An 18,314-nucleotide genomic window follows, 5' to 3' on the forward strand; every position below is an offset into this window, starting at 1 on the left:
TTTTTAACTTTCATTTAGCGAGATTTTAACCCAAATGAAACAGACAAAGTTTGTAGCTGCTTTAAATATGAAAGGCACTCCAACCCCAAAGCGTAGCAGAACGCCGCCAAAAGAGGGAGCGGGGATTGAAATTAGTGTAGTCATGGCATTAATTGTTCCAAATGCTGACGCTTTTATGTCACTGAAGTACCTTTCAATTAGCAGGGGCAAAGCGGCAAAGCCAATCATTCCAAATGTTTTCCATAGTAAATAAGCCAAAGCAAGAATCCAGCCTTTTCCAAGCGAGAATGCCAAAAGGGACATAGCAACAACCAGATAACTCAAACCCAAAGCATTGACCGGCTCAAATCTGTCCACAAAGATACCAGCAAAAGTTCCTCCAAAAGCTATTATCAGCGTTTGGGCTGAGATTAAGAACCCATAATCCAAGACAGAATACCCAAGCTCCCTCAGGTAAAGCGGCACAATCCATTGCACTGCCTCAGTGGAAAATGCATCAAGGGAGTATAAGAAGAGTAAATCCGTAAAAGATTTTGACCTTAAAAGATTAAAGTCAAATGGATTTTGAGCTCTTTCTCTCTTGGTGTCCTTCAAAAATACCAGCAGAAGGAGAGAGATTAACAACCCAAAAAAGCCCATGAAGACAGCAACATAGTATTTCCCCATCTCATAGAGCTTAGCACCTACTGGAGCCGTCAGCGCTGGAGGAATCGAAGGCAGCACTCTTTGAACGAGCATATAAGTTAGGCCCTTTCTCCTTTGAGTCTGCTCCACTATAAAGAGAGACTTTGCTGGGGTTCCAATTCCAGAGCCAAGGCTCATAATGGGATAGACCAGAGAGGCAAAAAGAGCGTTGTGAAGTAGAAATAGTAATGGTGGAAAAGCATAGATGGTGTATCCTACGAGCAAGGTTCTTTTATACCCGAGCAAGTCAGCTATTTTACCTCCAATAATGTTTCCAAAGGCTCTCATCAGAAGTGCGAGGCTAAATACTAATCCTATTTTAGCTTTTGCTAATCCTAAATCAAGGAGAAAATATTGGATGTACATAATCCAGAGCGCATTCGAGGAGACTAATATTACGTTTGAGAGCGTGATTAAGGAGAGATTTCTATTCATTTTGCTCCCCTTTTAGGAAGTTTTTAAACACTCTGCTATGTTATTTTTTCTTTTGAAAGCCTTACCCTTTATGGCAGGGAAGTCAGAAAAACCTAAAATCAATTAAAACCCATTAAAACTGACAACTTCTTCCAGCTTCTTTCTTTCATATTTCGGCTTTGGATCTGCAGGATAACCAACTGGAAGGATTACTTGAAGCTTGTATTCTTTAGGAGCATTGAGTAGCTTTTCCACAGCTCTTGGATTTGGCGGTGTGTATGTCACAGTTCCCAAACCAAGTTCTTCCAGTGCAAGAAGGAGGTAACCCACAGCAATCCACGTTGAGTGCAGCCAATACGGGGCTTTGGTGTAACCGAAGACGAGGATGAGGTAAGGTGCTTCACTTAAAAAAGGCTTTTCTGGTGAAAATCCTTTCTCCTTAAGCCACTCTCCAAGCTTTCCACTTACTTTTTCATAGAACTTTCTTTCCCCGATTTCGCATACCTCCCTAATCCTCTCCTTAATCCAAGGATCATCTACAATTACAAAATGCCACGGCTGAGCATTCATACCAGATGGAGCCTCTTTTGCAGCATCTATTGCTTTCAAGATATCTTCAAAAGGAGGCTTCTCTGGGAGGAACTTTCTTACAGTCTTTCTTCTTCTTGCAAGCTCCAAAACTTTCATCCAATCACCATAAAGTCTCTCAATAAATCAAAGATAAAACGATAACGGTAATGTCATGCTTCAAGTAGCTGTTGAAAAATAATTAAGTAAGAAAGAGAAACAACGATCATCCAACGTGTCCCATTTCCATTGGTGTATTTATTATCTGCTCATACTGATCCTGAGGCAACACCTGCGGCTGATATGTTATGCCATAGTTCTCAAGGTTCCTGACAAATGCTCTCAGGTGATTTCTTGAGCCCATCATGAGGTTCTCATAAACGAACTTTATATCTTCGTTGTCGCTCTTTGCAAGCCATTCCTCCAAATCTTTGATGTCAACCTCTTCAATGAGTGCACCAACTTTGAGGGCATCCTCAACACTTTTGCTCCCTTCAGCAACGAGCTTGTCATAAAGGGCTTGAATCTCCGGATTTGTAAACTCGCCGATGCCGTTGTCTCCCACAGGGTCAGTTAAATTGTACTTCTCAATCAAAGCCAGCACCATGTCCATATGCGTCTGCTCGCTCCTTGTGGCAATGTTGTAAAATATCTGCAACCCCCACTTTTCATAAAGCGTCAGATAAACGTCCCTTGCAAGCTTCTCCTCCTCACGCATCCAGAGGATCCCATCAATTTCATCCTGGGTAAGCTCTTCAACCGGATATGAACTAACCAGATCAGCAACTGCCTGGTAGCCTGTAGGTGCTGTGACCGCTCCACCAGCATTTTCAAGATTTGTCGGCTGCTGAGTTGCAGTTTTGGTGAGCGTTATTGTCTGAGTGATCGTTTCTGTGGTGGTTAAACAGCCAGCCGCTATTGTAAGCAGCATAACTCCAACCAGCATCAGACCAAACAATTTCTTTTTCATGATTCACAACCTCCATCCATATGTAACTTTGATATTACATATGTAGTTCGACTTTATAAATCTTTTGGTTCACAAAATTGGGCAATATCCTTATATCCTCAAACATAGAAGGTTTAGCTATGAAAGCTGATATCAAAATCGCCTTGGTATTCATTGTTCTTGCAAATATAATGAAAAAGTCGCCTGTGTATCTTCTTCTCTATCTTTTCGGTTTTGCAATATTGTCTCAAAGAGCCTGGAAATCTTTACCCAAACTTCTCCTCTGGGCGTTAGTAGTTGGATTTTCGGCCGAAATTATCGGCACACATGTGTGCTTACCTTTCGGATGCTATGAATACGTAAATTTGAGACCCCAAATTTTTGGTGTTGGATTGTTTGTTCCCCTTGCATGGGGAATTTTTGGAGCAGTTGCATATCTGACAGCAAGCTATTTCTTCAGGAACTGGGGTAAAAGACTCCTTTTTGCTGCTCTTCTGATGGTCATTATTGATCTCTCTGTTGACCCAATAATGACCTCTTGGAAAGCCTGGATCTGGAAGAGAACAACAGCCATAAACTGGTTCGGAATCCCATGGACAAATTATCTGGGCTGGTTTGTGGTATCATTGATATTCTTCTACCTGTATGAACGTTTTTCAAGGGTTGAAGTTGAGGATGCGCTTTTAAAGCTCGGCCCTCCGATTTACCTTCTGGAAATGCTAACATTCATGATTTATGCTCCCCAGAGCGTAAGAACTCCTACAGAGATTGCGTTTTTGATGTCTTTAGCTGTGATTCTCCCGCTGTATTTATGGAGGCGGATGAAATGAGGGTAGCTCTAATTCCAATGAATGTTGAAGCTGGGAACTTTGAGGCGAACTGGCAGGAGTTTAAAAGGAGGTTCGAGGAGGCGCTGGAACACAGCCCTGACATCATGGTTTTCCCTGAGTACTGCCTCACGGGCTTTGATGAGTGGGACTTCAGCGGGGCAAAGCTCTACGATGAGATTGTGAACAGGGTGAGCACACTTGCGAAGGAGAACTCTGTCTATGTAATACTCGGTCTTCTTGAGCCATACAAGCGTTGCGTTTACAACTCTGCGCTACTCTTCAACAGGGGAGGTGAGGTTATCTTAAAGCACCGCAAGTTTCAGGAGCCGATGAAGTTCTGCACTGGTAACACTGTAAAAACTGCCAAAACAGAATTTGGAAAATTTGCGATAATTATCTGTGGCGATCTTTACAACAAACGTATACTGAAGTGGGTGAAGCTGAAAAAACCCGACTACATCTTCGTGCCGATGGAGTACTCACCGGACTATGGCAAACTCAACGAAGAAGACGTTGAGGCGATGGGAAAGAGGGTTAAACTTCTCTCGACCAAAACTTTCATTGTGAACAGCTATCCGCCAGGCGGTGCGTGGGTCTTCGATGAGGAGGGAAAGCTTCTGACATCATCCAAGGGGAAAGAAATTCTGGGGGTAAAAATTTGATTTCATTTGGGGTTCCATTTTCAATCAATATTGCTTGGAGACATAACCTAAAAGTTTAAATTTTCAATTTCACACTTCTGTACCATGAAACGGGGAATAGTTGTAGCATGGATACTGTTCATAGTGTTTGCTTCAATGCCGTTCATCGTGAACTGGTCACTGAAAAAAGGTAGTGAAGTTTCTCCCGTTCCGAAAGCACCTTCAGAAAACATCACAGTAGAGGGTGTCATTTATGTGGGCTATGTTACATCGCACACTGGCTCGGATATGCTCTGCGTTGTTCCAGGTGAAGCCTATGTTCCAAGTGCCGGTAAAATGGTCACCTTAAATGTCACCGTAAAGTTCAAGCATGCCCAGCCGTGTCCATATTCAGACTGGAAGATAGTGGCTGAAAACCTGAAGAACGTTGAAATCGTCAAAGAAACCAAGACAGAACTCAAAGATCCTTACACCGCTTTCAAACAGTACGTTGTAAAAGTCCTTGGTAACGGGAGCATTGACATTGTTTTCAAATACGGAACCGGATGTCCATATGGAACGGAAGAGAGAGCAACAGTGAAGTTCTACATTGGCACACCTCCAGAAAATGTTAATGTAAGTACCTCAAATCCTAAAGAACTGCCTGCAACAAACGTCTTTAATATAACGGGAATTGTAAAGGAAATTAACCTTAATGGTAAATACGTGGTTGTTGGCAATACAACCGTCTACATAAAAGGCAGATGGCACGATGAGTACGGGGTGGAATATCAATGGAGGGTTATGCTCGGAGAAGTTTTAAAGGTCGGAGAAAGTGTCAAAATAGTCGCAACTGAAGAGAATGGCAAACTCGTTGCCAGCGAAATTATCGTAAATGGACATAAATACACCAAGGGGTGAGGATATGAGGATGTGGGTCTCTCTTGCACTTTTCGTCACATGGCTTATCACAGGGATAACGGGAGTAATACTCCTTGTTGCTCCGCTGGCAGTGCAATATGGCATAAACCTGCCCGTTGATACGGCAGATACAATACATTCTTATGTCGGCTTCATGTTCTTCGGCCTCTCTTTTGTGCACCTGGCACTTAACTGGGGAGCTATGAAAACCTACTTCAGGAGGATGTTCAAGAAGTAATTTAATTTCTTTTCAATATTTGTCCATATTCTAAGAAATCCAAAAAGATTAAATTGAAAGCCAAAATTAGGGTTTTTCACCCATTCCTTGACCCTTTTCCATCGGACTGCTGATTATTTGTTCATATTCATCCTTCGGCAAAACCTGTGGCTCGTATGTTACTCCTCTGTTCTTCAGTTGACTTACAAATGCCCTGAGGTGATTTCTTGAACCCATCATAAGGTTTTCGTATACCGTTATTATGTCAAGTTTATTTGTTTCTGCTATTCTTTCTTGGAGATCGATGATATCGACTTCCTCTATCAGGGCACCTACTTTTAGGGCATCAATTTCGCTCTTCATGCCCTGCTCTATCAGTTTGTTGTATAAGTCTTGGAGCTTTTTATTTTTGAACTCTCCTATCTTTGAATCTGCTGTTGGATCGGGCAGATTGTACTTCTTAAGCAACATCCTAACGGACTCAACATGGGTTGTTTCACTTTTGGCAATATTGCTGAATATCTGCAATCCCCACTTTTCGTAGAGTTTAGTGTAAACATCATGAGCGAGCTTTTCCTCCTCAACCATGTACAGAAGACCATCCTTTTCAGCTTCAGTTAGCTCTCCAGCCGGCAAGGACTCAATGTAAGATTGCAACTCTTGGGTATTTACATTACCATTTGTGTCAGCGGTTAAAGGAATTGTATCAGTTACCGTTGCAGTTTCGGTCTTTGTTTCCCCTACACAGCCAGAAGAGCTCACTACTCCAAGCAAGATCACGATAACAAACAATGCCAGTAGCTTTCTCATTTTTAATCCCCTGTATGTAAATTATCCTTGGAACTTAAAAGGATTTCTTTACTTCCAACAAAAAGTTAAAATTCTGTCCACAAGAGAAGAACACTGGGGTGATTCAAATGATAATTCCAAAGTTCATAACTGACAAAGTTGCCTTTTCCCCTATGCCACATCCAGAAGAGATTGCAGAACTTGCAAAGGAGTTCCAAGCCGTTGTGGTGCTTACGTATGAATACGAGCTCTACTATGATTTGAAGGAGTGGGAGAAGCATGGGGTGGAAGTCCTTTACAGTCCCATTGAGGATTTCTCAGCTCCTACACTGGAGCAGCTGATTAATATCGTCAGATGGATAGATGAAAAAGTCAGAGATGGAAAGAAAGTCCTGATTCACTGCTTTGGGGGAAGCGGAAGAAGCGGAACAATAGCGGTTGCATATCTAATGTATTCCCAAGGTTTGAGCCTGAGAGATGCCCTTACAAGGGTTCGTTCACTTAAGCCCTCAGCCGTTGAAACCTGGAGCCAGATGGACATCCTCAGGAAGTTCGAAAGATACCTAAAGGGAGTTACTGGGTAACCTTTTTAAATGAGAATTTGCCACCTTTTTCTTTCTCTGTCTCTCCAATGAGAAATTCAAAAATTTCTGGGCTGAATTCTGGCGTTAGGGCTTTTGATATAATTACATCCTCAACTATACCCTTTTTAGTTACTTGGCTTCTAAAATCAATTACATAGTCACTTATATCAACGACCCTTGCAACAAAATGCTTGGAAACAGCATCTTTATTCACCAAGAGAATCGTTACAGAATTAGGAAACATGTCCATAAACTTTGCCAAATCAAAGTATAGCAGCTTTAGTGCAGTGTTCTCTCCAAAGAAAAACGCCAGTCCATCAAGGGTGTATATAACCCTGACCAGCAGCCTATCACCTAAGTTTGGAAGGATCTTTTCTTGGTATATCAGGAATGTCTTTGGATTAAGTGTTTCCTCCCCGACATGGCCTGAAAAAGTATACACGAATGGGTATCGTGGCATAATACCGTATCTTGATGAGAAGTAATCTATAACGAAGAGATTCCCCTCTTTTCCCTCAGAAACCAAGTCCAAACCCGCGAATTGAGCTCCTCTTATGAGCCTGCCGATGGGATAGCTGTAGTTTGAGATTATTCCCAAATCGCCTTTTTTGATCCTTTTTGCAAGAATGTGCAATGCAAAGTACTGTGCAAATGAATATGTGTCATATAATATTGCCATTGCAGAACCTTGTGACAGTCCTCCGCCCATAACTTCATCCAACTCGTTATACAGAGTTTTAACCATCATCTGCCTCACCTACATCTCTCTTAGTAGAACTGCAGTTCTTAGGAGTAAAAAAACTTTTTGTAAAAATAACCTCAATTACTTAAAAGATATGCGAAAATTGAACCAGATAACAAAAATTCATTCTGAATTTCAAATTCAAAAATAAACATACATAAGGAAATTCAAATGTTAACTATTAACCCATCATAAGCAACTCTAACTTTGCTTCCATATCTCTTTTTAACATACGCCAAGAGCTGGAGAAAAGGCATGTTTTTATGTGAAATGTGTGAGAGATACACCTCCTCTGCAATCTCACTTCCAACTTCAGCTCCTTCATCAACATTGTTGTGATAGGGATCATTGACACCCGGAGCATAGGTGGCATCAACAACGGCAACATCCGGGGATTTCTCCCTTAAAATAGCCATGGTTTCTGGGGGAATGCCTTTTGTGTCATAAAGCAGGGCAAACCTCTTTCCATCCTCTTCGATTAAAAAACCCAAAGTCTCAATTTCATGATTCAGCTTGAGAGCAGTGATTTTCAGCGAGTCAATTTTCAGGACATCACCAGCCTTAATTGTCTTCGGCTTTAAGTTTTTGGGATCATTTAGAATTAATGCATCCGCATGACCCTCGGGAGCGTACAGCTCTGTTTCCTGTGCTATCCATCTGAGCTTATACAGTCCATAGATGTGATCATGGTGCCAGTGTGTGAGAAGGATTGCCTTTAGAGGAACATGGAGGAGGTCTCTTATGTCGGTCCCTACATCAATCAAAATCGCTTCGTTGTTTTTGGTTATTACCGCCAGTGTTGAGGGCTTTCTTTGAGCAAAACCTAATCTACGAGCTTCTTCACAGGTTCTACATGTGCAGAGGTGGGCTGGAATCCCTTCGGATCCTCCTGTCCCTATGAAATAGACTATCATTAAATCACCTATTTTACAGCCATAAAATACCTATTTAAACCTTTCTGAATTTGACCCTCAAAGTTTCTACATACCACTTAAAACCCTCTTCATCAACTAAGTGCAACTCAAAAGGATGATCATAGGGCAAACCGGCTTTTTCTTCTATTTCAACAATAATGGAAGCTCTTTCTTTTACATTTTTGGGAATTTTCTCAACTTTTATCAGAATATCAACATCACTTCCAGCCGTGAACTTCCCTTCAACTACGCTACCAAATACGTACACCTCACATTTCCCCAAAACTTCCTCGCAAGCTTTTTTGATCAGAGGGAGGTAGTATTCATAATTTTTTATCATATTGTATCTCCGCTTCCCTTTCTTGAGCAACCAGGCTCTTATATTAGCCATATTTATCCCACCAGACTCCTCACAAATTGGAGACTTAACTCAGCAGCAGCTTTTATAGCCTCGGCATCATAATCCCTGTACACAACGGGCTCATATCTTGTGTCTGTGTAAGCATCTTCTAATGCTTTAATGTCATTTCTGTGTCTTCTTATAAATTCCCTAACTTCACTTTCTTTTCCGAAGTATTCAAGTAAAATAGCTTTTAGTTCAAGCTGGACTGATTGCCCAAAATTAAATGATGCGAGATCATAAGCACCTTTTTCAAAGAAAATATTCCCCTGCCTCCCAAAGCACCTTCGCCCTTCTTTTTAAAAGTTCAACTTCCTCGTAATGCATAGTATCACCAAAAGGACTTTTAATCCTGAATCTTAATAACTTTTGGTAAAAATGAAGCCGAAGCTTATAGCTGATATGATGCTTGGCCGCTTAGCAAGGTGGTTAAGGCTTTACGGCTATGATACAGTGTATGGGGTTAAAGATGATGACGAAATCATTGAGATTGCTAAAAAAGAGGGGAGAATAATTCTTACAAGAGACGAGGAGCTGGCAAAGAGAGCAAAAAATGCCATTCTGATAAGCTCAAATAAATTCGAGGAGCAGATAAAACAGCTTATGGAGCTTGGATTCACATTCAATGAACTGTTCCCAGAGAATGCAAGATGCCCAAAGTGCAATGGGCTGATAAAAGAGATACCTAAAGAAAAAATAAAAGATAAAGTTCCCCCAGGAGTTTATGAGAAATACAACGAATTCTATATCTGCACTGAATGCGGTCAAATTTACTGGCCTGGGAGGCAGTGGCAAGAGATGGTAAAGATAGACAAAAAACTGAGGGAGAGCATATGAAATTCGAAGAGTGGAAGCCGTTTTACAATGAGATAGTTACTACAATGGGATATGATGTGATGAAAGATAGGGAGGCAGCTGAAATCCTCCAGGAGTTGCTCCTTAAGAACAAAAACTACATAAAGCCTCATTATCTGAGAGAGATAATCGAAGGCAAAAAGGTGTACATTTTTGGAGCAGGACCGAGTTTGGAGCTTGCTTTGAAGTATCTGTCATTTAAAGATGGGATTAAGATCTCCGCGGATGGAGCAACCTCCGCGCTTTTGGAGTTTGGATTAGTCCCAGACATCGTCGTTACAGATCTTGACGGACGTTTTGAAGACATAAGGAGGGCTGACTTACTTGGAGCATACATCGTGGTTCATGCTCATGGGGACAACATTGAGAAGCTAAAAGAATACGTCCCACAGCTCGAAAAGGTTCTCGGTACATGCCAGACAGAACCTTTGGATATAGTCCACAACTTTGGCGGCTTTACTGATGGAGATAGAGCTGTCTTCCTGGCAGAAGAATTTGGAGCGGAGGAAATAATATTAGTAGGGTTTGATTTTGGGGATGTGGTCGGAAAGTGGAGCAAGCCACATCTAAAGGAACACGCACCAATCTGGGAGTCCAAAAGGAAAAAGTTTGAATTTGCCCAGAAGCTCTTACAGTGGCTGAAAAAGAATGGAAAGGCTAAGATAAGGCGTATAGTGTGTCATCCAATTGATTATGCAATATCCAAATGCTACATTGAAAGGTAGCTCAGTCACTCCCGTACTCATCATGTATCAGATGGTCAAAGTGTCATCATCACTAAGACCGCTTTTAAGATCACAGTTCCCTGATTTTTCTGACTTTGTTTCCTTTTATATCTATGTAGCCAAATTTCTCAAGTTCCTTTAAAATGGCATAAAGGGATCTCTCAGTTGCATTGATTACCATCACCCCTCTTTCCGTTGGAATTTCAAATGGAAATATCCTCAAGAACTCCTTAATGATAACATCTACAGGAATCTTTTCATTTCCGAGAGACTTTAGAATTTCGTTGGCAAGTATTGATTTCCCAATCAAAGCGAAGTATACATTCATTACATCTTTTTCTGGGAAATACTTTGCCGCAATTTGCAGGGCTTGATTTACCCTTTCAATTCTGAGTTCCTTTATCTCAATCTCCCACTCAGGAACTAAATCGATAAAAGCAAACTGCTTTGCAACTTTTTCGATGACATCAACCTGCTTTGCCAATTCATAAGGGAAGCGGAATTGAAATTTTAGCTTTGTGGCATCAATCCTCTCCTTCAGCTTCACCTTGTTCTCCTTAATATCAAGAGCAGAATTCTTCATGAGCTGGTCTATTATATCTCCCATCCAATAGCCTTCGCTCAGCAGATTCTCAAAGGTCTCTCCTTCTTTTAAGTGCTCAAGTGCATGAAAGATTTGTTCCTTAAACGACTGAAACCCTCTCAGGATGACCTCTTTCTCCTCACCGCTTAGAGCATCGATCTGTGCTCTAATCTCTTCGAGAGTCCCCTCAATCATGTAGCCAATAAAAGTCTCATAGCTGAGCCTTTCTTTAACTTTAAATCTTATCCCACTATTTTTCAGTTCGTTAATGAAGGCATCCTTCACAGCCTCATTTTTAGTTGCAAACCTCATGTGATCACCAGAAACGGAAAGGATAAAAAGGCTTATAGACTTTTGCATGATAGGTGAGCAATTATGAGTGAACCCCTACTCGACGAGACCCTAAAAAAGTGGAAAGATAGGAAAATCGCACTGGCAGTTAATGGAGAGCATTCATTCATCGGTATTCTCAGGGAATTTGACGGAGAGTCTCTCCTCCTCGAAGATGTTACAGATGTTGTTGGAAACAAGGGAAAACAGCTTTTAGTCAGAATTGACGATGTGAGCTGGATAATGCTCATGGAGTGATAAATATGAAAGCTGTTGCATTTGTGGGATATAAAAAAAGTGGAAAGACTGCAAGTTTACAAAGAGTTGCTAAAGTGCTAAAAGAGAGGGGTTACAAAATAGGCATAGCAAAAAGCATGCATGCAGATCTTGACAAGGAGGGAAGTGATACATGGAAGTTCAGGCAGATCGCAGACTATGTCCTCGTTAAAGCCCAAGATACCGATGCTCTTCTGTTCAAAGCAGATGATATAAACGCATTCTTCTCAGTTATGCCGGAAGTGGATTTCCTTTTACTTGAAGGATTTAAGAGCATAAAGCACGTACCTAAGATCATCTGTGCCAGGGATGAAAGTGATGTCAAAGAGCTGAACGACGGGCTTGCCATAGCCGTGAGTGGGATTATAGCCAATGAAAAGATGGGAAATATTGACGGCTTGCCAATAATAAACGCTTTTGAAGAACCAGAGAAGCTCGCTGACTTGATTGAGAAAAAAGCATTCATGCTCCCTAACATTGACTGCCATATGTGCGGGTTCACGTGCTATGAGATGGCAAAGTTCATCGTTAAAGGCGAAAAAACTCTCAACGACTGTAAGGTCATAAGCTCGAAGCCAAAAGTTGTTGTCAAGATTGATGGAAAGACTCTTCCAATGAAGGACTGGGTGCAGGAAATGGTGGAGAAAACAATAAGAGGTCTGCTTTCCTCGATGAAGGGATACAGAGACGGAAAGATCGAGATCAAGATCGAATAACCTCAACTTCCACCTCCTTAATTTTCCCGTCTTTTAAGATGAACGCCCCATAACTCCCTTTGTTGTCCACGATAAGCCATACATTTCTCCAGAGCTTCATTCCCCTAATGTCCCTCCCTGAAGGAATAGGTTTGCATAAATGGGAGTGAAAGATTCCTACAGGCTCAAGGTTCTTCTCATCTGCATAGTCAAGAACCTCAACAATCTCAAGAGGATCTATTTCAAAAGCGGTTGGAGAATTCAGCTTGTTCTTTGTGAAAATAACCTCTTTAACGACGATGACATCATCTTGTTGTTTTCCCAAGAGGAAGCCGCATATCTCAATTTTGCTTTCCTTAGCCCTCTCTAAAATCATGAATAGATGTTCATGTTTGATGATCAGCCTCATAGATGTTCATTTTTCGTCAATGACAGTTAAATTTTTCTGTTCATTAATGATCGTTTTAATACAAAAACGTTTAAATACTTGACACACTCATCAAATGAGGACTGCAATGTCATAACACTAATGGTGATATACAGGAGGGTAAGAGCATGTTGGCAAGAATAGTCTACTACAAACTAAACTCGCTTCCAGAGGAGGAAATTGTGGTTGTGAACAGCTTTGAAAAAGCTGTTGAAATTGCGAGAAGGAAGATAAGAATGATGGGAGCAGTTAAAGTCGAAGTTGAGATCATATAACGCTCCGCTTTTGCCTTCTTCTCCCCACTTTTTTTACTCAATCAGCTTATTTATAAATCCCCTTTCTGTAAGATACCCTTTCCTAATGAGCTTTCTATTTTTATACTCATAGATTAGGGGTATTCCCGTAGGTATGTTGAGTCTAAGCACCTCTTCCTTTGTGAGATTTTCAATATGCATTACGACCGACCTTAAACTGTTTCCATGGGCTGAAACCAAGACATTCTTACCTTTCTCAAGCTCTGGAATTATTCTCTCTTTTAGATAAGGTATCGTTCTTTTGGCAGTATCTTTTAAACTCTCCCCTCCCGGTGGTGCTATGTCATAGCTTCGTCTCCAAAGCAGAACTTGTTCATCACCATAAACCTTTCTTGCATAATCCTTGTTCCAGCCTTGGAGCTTTCCATAATAGCGCTCATTAAGCTGCCAAGCCTTATAAACAGGAATGTAATTTCTTCCGTGTTCTCCGTAAACAGTGCCCCATTCTTTCATCTTTCCATTTTCATGCTCAATCTTTGCAACTCCGTGCTTATTTCTGCTCATTATCAGCATTGCCGTCTGAATGGCTCTCACAAGCTCAGAAGTAAAAATCACGTCAAACTTGTAATCCTTCAGAAGATCGCCAGCCTTTAATGCCTCTCGAATACCATTTTCGCTTAAAGGAATATCCACCCAGCCTGTAAAAATGTTCAGCCTGTTCCACAGGCTTTCGCCATGTCTGACTAAAACCAATAATGCCATTAAATCCACCTAAGAAAAACAAATAAAAAGGAGTTAAAAACATTGTTCTCCATTTCCTTCAGCATGCAAGCATCACAAAAGCAACACCGCCTTTGTACCTTGCCTCAGTGAAGCTCAAAACATTACCCTGACTATTCATGTCCTCATATTTCCTAACTTGCTTCTTGGTATGCTGAGCAGAACTCCGTAAATCACTCCATAACCTCATTTTTCTTTTTAAGACTGAGCAGAAAGAGGATTAACCCAATCCACGTCAGGATGAAATACAATTTGAGGCTTAGCAGATGAAGGGGAACCGCTATTAGCATTGCAAGACCTCCAGTTCTTCCGTATTTTCCGATGCTCTTTGAAACGCAGTAGATGTAGTAAATAGCCAGCGTTTGAAGAGTCGTGAATAACAGATAAACCGCCCACCTGATGAAAGGTGAAACACTGAGGGTAGATATTCCGAGGATTTTCGCCCAACCCGAAATTCCAAGGAATATTTTGGCCCCGTATAATGGTATTGATGCTCCTATGAACAGGGCAGACTTCATCCACTCCTCCCTAAATTCTCCCCATTCCCGGGCGAGGATTAGAAGCGGGAGTATCGAAAGGGGATAGAAGTACATCATCAAAACTATTGCAAGAAAAACCAGAAACATCTTCTTCATATGATCACCCAAATGTATGAGGCAAAAAAGATTAAAAATGTAGGGGCAATCAACCCCTCATCTTCTTGAACTGCTCCTCTATCTTCTTGTAGTACTCCATCGTTTCCTTGCTAACACTTGGCCCAACTTTCTCAAGAGCTTCTTCGAAGTCCTTCATTGTAACTTTGACTTTCTGCTTAACCTCATCCATCTTAACGCCTGGCTTGATAATCCCTTCCTTGAGTGCTCTTCTCATTGCGTTCATTGCCGCCTCTCTGCAGACCGCCGCGATGTCTGCACCTGTGTATCCTTCAGTTCTCTTGGCCAACTCTTTGAGGTCAACATCCTCAGATAGAGGCATCTTTCTCGTGTGCACCTTGAATATCTCATATCTTGCTTTTTCGTCTGGTGCTGGGACTAAGATTAACCTGTCAAATCTTCCAGGCCTGAGCAAAGCTGGATCCAAGATATCAGGTCTGTTAGTTGCTGCAATGACAACAACACCACTGTTCTCTTCAATACCGTCCATCTCTGTGAGGAGCTGGTTGATTAGTCTGTCTGTCACCCTGTTCACGTCGGTTCCTCTTCTTGGTGCTATAGCATCAATTTCGTCAATGAATATCACCGTTGGTGCAGCCTGCCTTGCCTTCCTGAAGATTTCCCTGATGTTCTTTTCGCTCTCACCAACCCATTTGCTCAACACTTCCGGACCCCTGATTCCAATGAAGTTAGCCTCGCTCTCCGTTGCCACTGCCTTAGCTAACAACGTTTTACCTGTTCCTGGCGGTCCGTAAAGGAGGATTCCCTTTGGTGGGTTAATTCCCAATGCCTGAAACGCCTCTGGATACTTGAGCGGCCACTCAACTGCCTCTCTCAAAGCCTCCTTAACCTCCTCAAGCCCACCTATGTCGTCCCATCTTACATTTGGAATCTCAAGGAGTACTTCTCTGAGTGCTGAGGGTTCTATCATTTTCAATGCTTCGTAGAAGTCTCTCTTAGTAACTTTGAGCTCCTCCAGCACTTCCTTTGGAATGTGCTCCGCCTCAAAGTCAATCTTACCTTCTTTGATTAATCTCCTCAGTGCAGCCATTGCAGCTTCTCTTGCTAAAGCTGCCAAATCTGCACCTACGAATCCATGCGTCTTATCTGCAAGCTCCTCTAATAGTGCATCAATTAAGCGGTGCTTGACCTCATCGTAAAGTCTCTCATCAAGGTTTTTGAGTATGTCTTGAATTTCCTTTTCATCCTTGGCTCTCTCGACTTTCTCAATCGCCCTATTGATGATATCCCTGAACCTCTCATCTCCTCTAAGTCCTTCCAAGATTCTCTTAACCTCGCTCTTTCTGAATTCTGGCTCAATTGGCATCCCCCTTGTGTGAATCTGGAGGATTTCTTTTCTTCCCTGTCTGTCTGGAACACCAACCTCAATTTCTCTGTCGAATCTTCCAGGCCTTCTTAAAGCTGGGTCTAGGGCATCTGGTCTGTTAGTTGCACCTATGACAATGACCTTTCCTCTGCTCTTGAGACCATCCATTAATGCCAAGAGCTGAGCAACTACCCTCTTCTCGACCTCTCCAGTAACCTCACCTCTCTTAGGTGCAATTGCATCAATCTCGTCAATGAAGATTATGCTCGGAGCGTTTTCCTCAGCCTCTTTAAAGACTTCTCTCAGTCTTTCTTCGCTCTCTCCATAGTATTTGCTCATGATTTCCGGACCGTTGATGGCTATAAAGTGAGCGTTTGCTTCATTTGCAACAGCCTTTGCGAGCAAAGTTTTACCGGTTCCCGGTGGACCATAAAGCAAAACTCCCTTAGGCGGCTCAATTCCAAGCTTTTCAAAGATCTCGGGGTGTTTAAGTGGGAGTTCAATCATCTCCCTGATCTTCTGGATTACATCCTTGAGACCACCGATGTCCTCGTAGGTAACTCCTAATGCTGCAGTCTTTGCAACCTCTTTAACAGGTTTTTCACTAACTGTGAAGTCTGTAAACTCTGTGATCTGGACGATTCCGGCTGGTGTCGTTGCTGTTACAACGAAGGTAAGCTCCTGTCCAAGGACGCCGATCTTGATGTAGTCCCCTCTAACCACTGGTCTTCCAATGAGCCTTGAGTGTAGCCAGTCAACGAAGTCTGCTCCAAATCTGATTGGCTCCGTTGGAGCCAAGACAACTTTCTTTGCCTCTTTGACCTCAGCCTTTCTTACAGTCACCTCGTCTCCAAGTCCAACCCCTGCATTCTTTCTGATTGTACCGTCCATCCTGATGATGTCCAATCCTTCATCCTCTGGATATGCCGGCCAGACAACTGCCGCTGTGTTCTTTGTCCCAATTATCTCTACTATGTCCCCTGGTTGAACGCCAATTGTACGCATAGCCTTTCTATCAATCCTAACTATCCCCCTACCAACATCTCTCTGGTAAGCGGAAGCAACCTTAAGCTTAATTTCCCTTTTATCTGCCATTAACACCACCTCACTTCTTTTTGATGAGCAGATGATCGTGAGTAGCTAAAACAAAAATTTTGAAAAAAATGAAACTCCTTCACTCCACCTTAACCTCAAATCCTTCCCCTTCCTTCTTTGTTGGGTGCTTCTTTGGAATCCTGATCTCAAGGACACCGTTGTTGTACTTTGCTTTCGCTTTCTCCGGAATAACCTCCTCTGGAAGCCTGATGACTCTTCTGTAACCGCTGTAGTACCTTTCAACCCTTATTGCTCCTTCTCTCTCAAGTTCCTTCTCTCTCCTCACTTGAGCTTCAATATAGACAGTGTCATCAGTTACCCTAACCTTAATGTCTTCTTTCCTTACACCTGGGAGCTCAGCGGTAATTATGAACTCGTTGCCGTTGTCAAAGATGTCAACGAACGGCTCTCTCCAGACCCCCTCAATTCTCTCCTCAAAATACTCTGGTTCGCTCCATCTTCTGTAGCTCCAGAGCCTTGGGCCTCTGAAGAACTCGTTGAAGATGCTATCAATTTCCTCCTGAATCTCTCTCATTATGTCGAACGGATCCCAGATATCCCACCTTCTCACCCTTCTCACCATACCTCTCACCCCCCCATTTTTGGTTACCAATAGTTACTAAAATATTCAATCTTTATAAAGTTTTCGTGCCAAGTGGTAACCATCGGTGAACTTAAGTGTTCATCTTCCTAAACCGCAAGGTTTATAAGCCAGAATCTTTCCTTTATTCTTTGGACGGTGGGGCGGTAGCTCAGCCTGGGAGAGCGCCGGACTGAAGATCCGGGTGTCGGGGGTTCAAATCCCCCTCGCCCCACCACTTTTGTGCGGTGGTAGTCTAGCCTGGTCCAGGACGCCGGCCTTCCAAGCCGGCGACCCGGGTTCAAATCCCGGCCACCGCACCACAATCTGTTCTGAGGTTTTGGTGGTCCAAATGGATATAGATGGTATTAGAGCCGAAATTAGGGAGAAAATCTGGAGACTGCTGGAGGAAACTGGAGAAGCAATGCCACCAAAACCAATTCGAGGAAGGATACCCAACTTTAGAGGTGCCGAAATTGCCGCAAAAAGATTATCCTCACTTGAGGAATGGAAAAAAGCTGAGGTCATTAAGATAAATCCTGACAGTCCACAGAGACCAGTAAGAGTGCAAGCACTGAAGGAGGGAAAACTGCTCATCATGCCAACTCCAAGGATAAAGAGAGGGTTCCTCCTCATAAATCCAAGTTTAATTCCCAAGAGCTACTACTCTTTTGCTTCCACAATTAGAGGCGCTTTTAAATTTGGAAAACTGCTACCCACTCTAAGGGACATTGAAAAAGAAATTCCAAAAATTGACCTCGTGGTTGAGGGCAGTGTTGCCGTTGATAGGAACTGCAACAGGCTGGGAAAGGGAGAGGGGTATGGGGACATAGAGTGGGGGATTCTTTCTCTACTGGGAAAAGTAGATAAGAACACCCCAATTGCAACAACTGTGTCTGAGCTTCAGATAGTCGATAATATTCCAAAGAAGCCTCACGATCTTCCACTTAACATAATTGTGACTCCAAAGAGAGTTATAAGATGTAACCGATGCGATAAGCCATTTGGAATAATTCCGGAAAGTTTGAAGAAAGAGAAAATCAATGAGATACCTCTGCTTGATGAACTTATAAGACTCGGCTACGTCAAAGTCAGATGATCCG

General features: G+C 42.3%; 26 protein-coding genes and 2 tRNA genes. 13 read left to right on the forward strand and 15 right to left on the reverse strand.

Annotated elements, in window-relative coordinates:
- Positions 1–3: 3 nt before the first annotated feature.
- The 3 genes from TERMP_RS06225 to TERMP_RS06235 form a co-directional block, all read right to left on the reverse strand.
- Complete coding sequence (locus tag TERMP_RS06225) at positions 4–1,119, reverse strand: MFS transporter (RefSeq protein WP_048159781.1); 1,116 nt, start codon at positions 1,117–1,119, stop codon at positions 4–6.
- A 102-nt stretch (positions 1,120–1,221) separates the two neighbouring features.
- Positions 1,222–1,785: a nitroreductase family protein gene (locus TERMP_RS06230; RefSeq protein ID WP_013467528.1), complete on the reverse strand. Its 564-nt coding sequence runs from the start codon at positions 1,783–1,785 to the stop codon at positions 1,222–1,224.
- A gap of 106 nt (positions 1,786–1,891) precedes the next feature.
- Positions 1,892–2,635, reverse strand: coding sequence for a DUF2202 domain-containing protein (locus TERMP_RS06235; RefSeq protein ID WP_013467529.1), 744 nt, complete (start codon positions 2,633–2,635; stop codon positions 1,892–1,894).
- Positions 2,636–2,754: 119 nt separating this feature from the next.
- Here TERMP_RS06235 and TERMP_RS06240 point away from each other — a divergent pair, with 119 nt between their 5' ends.
- The 4 genes from TERMP_RS06240 to TERMP_RS06255 all read left to right on the forward strand — a co-directional run bounded on the left by TERMP_RS06240 (position 2,755) and on the right by TERMP_RS06255 (position 5,223).
- Positions 2,755–3,444, forward strand: coding sequence for a carotenoid biosynthesis protein (locus TERMP_RS06240; protein ID WP_013467530.1), 690 nt, complete (start codon positions 2,755–2,757; stop codon positions 3,442–3,444).
- Positions 3,441–4,106, forward strand: coding sequence for a carbon-nitrogen hydrolase family protein (locus tag TERMP_RS06245; RefSeq protein ID WP_013467531.1), 666 nt, complete (start codon positions 3,441–3,443; stop codon positions 4,104–4,106). The genes TERMP_RS06240 and TERMP_RS06245 overlap by 4 nt, the downstream gene beginning before the upstream one ends.
- Before the next feature lie 84 nt (positions 4,107–4,190).
- The gene (locus TERMP_RS06250) at positions 4,191–4,985 is read left to right on the forward strand and encodes a hypothetical protein (RefSeq protein ID WP_013467532.1); all 795 of its coding nucleotides are present in this window, start codon (positions 4,191–4,193) and stop codon (positions 4,983–4,985) included.
- A gap of 4 nt (positions 4,986–4,989) precedes the next feature.
- Positions 4,990–5,223 carry a DUF4405 domain-containing protein gene (locus TERMP_RS06255; protein ID WP_013467533.1) on the forward strand — a complete coding sequence of 78 codons (234 nt, stop codon included), beginning with the start codon at positions 4,990–4,992 and terminating at the stop codon, positions 5,221–5,223.
- A gap of 66 nt (positions 5,224–5,289) precedes the next feature.
- On the opposite strand, the gene TERMP_RS06260 is transcribed toward TERMP_RS06255, so the two are convergent.
- Positions 5,290–6,012: a DUF2202 domain-containing protein gene (locus TERMP_RS06260; RefSeq protein WP_013467534.1), complete on the reverse strand. Its 723-nt coding sequence runs from the start codon at positions 6,010–6,012 to the stop codon at positions 5,290–5,292.
- A 107-nt stretch (positions 6,013–6,119) separates the two neighbouring features.
- Between TERMP_RS06260 and TERMP_RS06265 the strand changes: the two genes are divergently transcribed.
- Positions 6,120–6,575, forward strand: coding sequence for a protein-tyrosine phosphatase family protein (locus TERMP_RS06265; RefSeq protein WP_013467535.1), 456 nt, complete (start codon positions 6,120–6,122; stop codon positions 6,573–6,575).
- Here TERMP_RS06265 and TERMP_RS06270 read toward each other — a convergent pair.
- The 4 genes from TERMP_RS06270 to TERMP_RS11775 all read right to left on the reverse strand — a co-directional run bounded on the left by TERMP_RS06270 (position 6,565) and on the right by TERMP_RS11775 (position 8,894).
- Entirely contained in the window at positions 6,565–7,323 is a 759-nt protein-coding gene (locus TERMP_RS06270; RefSeq protein ID WP_081452208.1) for a hypothetical protein, read from the reverse strand. The two genes, TERMP_RS06265 and TERMP_RS06270, sit on opposite strands and share 11 nt — an antisense overlap.
- A gap of 161 nt (positions 7,324–7,484) precedes the next feature.
- Positions 7,485–8,231: an MBL fold metallo-hydrolase gene (locus tag TERMP_RS06275; RefSeq protein WP_013467537.1), complete on the reverse strand. Its 747-nt coding sequence runs from the start codon at positions 8,229–8,231 to the stop codon at positions 7,485–7,487.
- Between the two features lie 34 nt (positions 8,232–8,265).
- Positions 8,266–8,571, reverse strand: coding sequence for a nucleotidyltransferase domain-containing protein (locus TERMP_RS06280; protein ID WP_237702789.1), 306 nt, complete (start codon positions 8,569–8,571; stop codon positions 8,266–8,268).
- 53 nt (positions 8,572–8,624) lie between these two features.
- Entirely contained in the window at positions 8,625–8,894 is a 270-nt protein-coding gene (locus TERMP_RS11775) for a HEPN domain-containing protein (protein WP_081452209.1), read from the reverse strand.
- A gap of 115 nt (positions 8,895–9,009) precedes the next feature.
- Between TERMP_RS11775 and TERMP_RS06285 the strand changes: the two genes are divergently transcribed.
- Entirely contained in the window at positions 9,010–9,468 is a 459-nt protein-coding gene (locus TERMP_RS06285) for a Mut7-C RNAse domain-containing protein (RefSeq protein WP_013467539.1), read from the forward strand.
- Positions 9,465–10,211, forward strand: a complete 747-nt coding sequence (locus TERMP_RS06290) for a 6-hydroxymethylpterin diphosphokinase MptE-like protein (RefSeq protein ID WP_013467540.1) — start codon at positions 9,465–9,467, stop codon at positions 10,209–10,211. The genes TERMP_RS06285 and TERMP_RS06290 overlap by 4 nt, the downstream gene beginning before the upstream one ends.
- 70 nt (positions 10,212–10,281) lie before the next feature.
- Here the strand turns inward: TERMP_RS06290 and TERMP_RS06295 are convergent, their stop codons facing one another.
- Positions 10,282–11,106, reverse strand: a complete 825-nt coding sequence (locus tag TERMP_RS06295) for a hypothetical protein (RefSeq protein WP_013467541.1) — start codon at positions 11,104–11,106, stop codon at positions 10,282–10,284.
- Between the two features lie 63 nt (positions 11,107–11,169).
- Between TERMP_RS06295 and TERMP_RS06300 the strand changes: the two genes are divergently transcribed.
- Complete coding sequence (locus TERMP_RS06300) at positions 11,170–11,382, forward strand: LSm family protein (protein WP_013467542.1); 213 nt, start codon at positions 11,170–11,172, stop codon at positions 11,380–11,382.
- A gap of 5 nt (positions 11,383–11,387) precedes the next feature.
- On the forward strand, positions 11,388–12,116 hold the full coding sequence (mobB, locus tag TERMP_RS06305; protein ID WP_013467543.1) for a molybdopterin-guanine dinucleotide biosynthesis protein B: 729 nt from the start codon (positions 11,388–11,390) through the stop codon (positions 12,114–12,116).
- Here mobB and TERMP_RS06310 read toward each other — a convergent pair.
- Positions 12,103–12,504 carry a M67 family metallopeptidase gene (locus TERMP_RS06310; RefSeq protein ID WP_048159782.1) on the reverse strand — a complete coding sequence of 134 codons (402 nt, stop codon included), beginning with the start codon at positions 12,502–12,504 and terminating at the stop codon, positions 12,103–12,105. The genes mobB and TERMP_RS06310 overlap by 14 nt on opposite strands.
- A gap of 146 nt (positions 12,505–12,650) precedes the next feature.
- On the opposite strand from TERMP_RS06310, the gene TERMP_RS11590 reads away from it, so the two are divergent.
- Positions 12,651–12,797 carry a hypothetical protein gene (locus TERMP_RS11590; RefSeq protein WP_013467545.1) on the forward strand — a complete coding sequence of 49 codons (147 nt, stop codon included), beginning with the start codon at positions 12,651–12,653 and terminating at the stop codon, positions 12,795–12,797.
- Positions 12,798–12,830: 33 nt separating this feature from the next.
- Here the strand turns inward: TERMP_RS11590 and TERMP_RS06315 are convergent, their stop codons facing one another.
- The 5 genes from TERMP_RS06315 to TERMP_RS06330 form a co-directional block, all read right to left on the reverse strand.
- Positions 12,831–13,538 (reverse strand): 2,3-bisphosphoglycerate-dependent phosphoglycerate mutase, encoded by a 708-nt coding sequence (locus TERMP_RS06315; RefSeq protein ID WP_013467546.1) that lies wholly within the window; start codon positions 13,536–13,538, stop codon positions 12,831–12,833.
- Between the two features lie 58 nt (positions 13,539–13,596).
- Complete coding sequence (locus TERMP_RS11565) at positions 13,597–13,746, reverse strand: hypothetical protein (RefSeq protein WP_162467035.1); 150 nt, start codon at positions 13,744–13,746, stop codon at positions 13,597–13,599.
- Positions 13,730–14,191 carry a hypothetical protein gene (locus TERMP_RS06320; RefSeq protein WP_013467547.1) on the reverse strand — a complete coding sequence of 154 codons (462 nt, stop codon included), beginning with the start codon at positions 14,189–14,191 and terminating at the stop codon, positions 13,730–13,732. Before TERMP_RS06320 ends, TERMP_RS11565 begins: the two co-directional genes overlap by 17 nt.
- A 49-nt stretch (positions 14,192–14,240) precedes the next feature.
- The gene (locus tag TERMP_RS06325) at positions 14,241–16,631 is read right to left on the reverse strand and encodes a CDC48 family AAA ATPase (RefSeq protein WP_013467548.1); all 2,391 of its coding nucleotides are present in this window, start codon (positions 16,629–16,631) and stop codon (positions 14,241–14,243) included.
- 79 nt (positions 16,632–16,710) lie between these two features.
- Positions 16,711–17,214 carry an Hsp20/alpha crystallin family protein gene (locus TERMP_RS06330; RefSeq protein WP_013467549.1) on the reverse strand — a complete coding sequence of 168 codons (504 nt, stop codon included), beginning with the start codon at positions 17,212–17,214 and terminating at the stop codon, positions 16,711–16,713.
- Positions 17,215–17,372: 158 nt separating this feature from the next.
- Here TERMP_RS06330 and TERMP_RS06335 point away from each other — a divergent pair.
- The 3 genes from TERMP_RS06335 (at position 17,373) to TERMP_RS06345 (ending at position 18,310) form a co-directional block, all read left to right on the forward strand.
- Positions 17,373–17,449: transfer RNA gene (locus TERMP_RS06335), tRNA-Phe, on the forward strand.
- Positions 17,450–17,456: 7 nt separating this feature from the next.
- Positions 17,457–17,534, forward strand: a tRNA-Gly gene (locus tag TERMP_RS06340).
- A gap of 29 nt (positions 17,535–17,563) precedes the next feature.
- On the forward strand, positions 17,564–18,310 hold the full coding sequence (locus TERMP_RS06345; RefSeq protein ID WP_013467550.1) for a 5-formyltetrahydrofolate cyclo-ligase: 747 nt from the start codon (positions 17,564–17,566) through the stop codon (positions 18,308–18,310).
- Positions 18,311–18,314: the final 4 nt, after the last annotated feature.

Source organism: Thermococcus barophilus MP (genome assembly GCF_000151105.2).
In the GTDB taxonomy this organism is placed as follows: Archaea; Methanobacteriota_B; Thermococci; order Thermococcales; family Thermococcaceae; genus Thermococcus_B; species Thermococcus_B barophilus.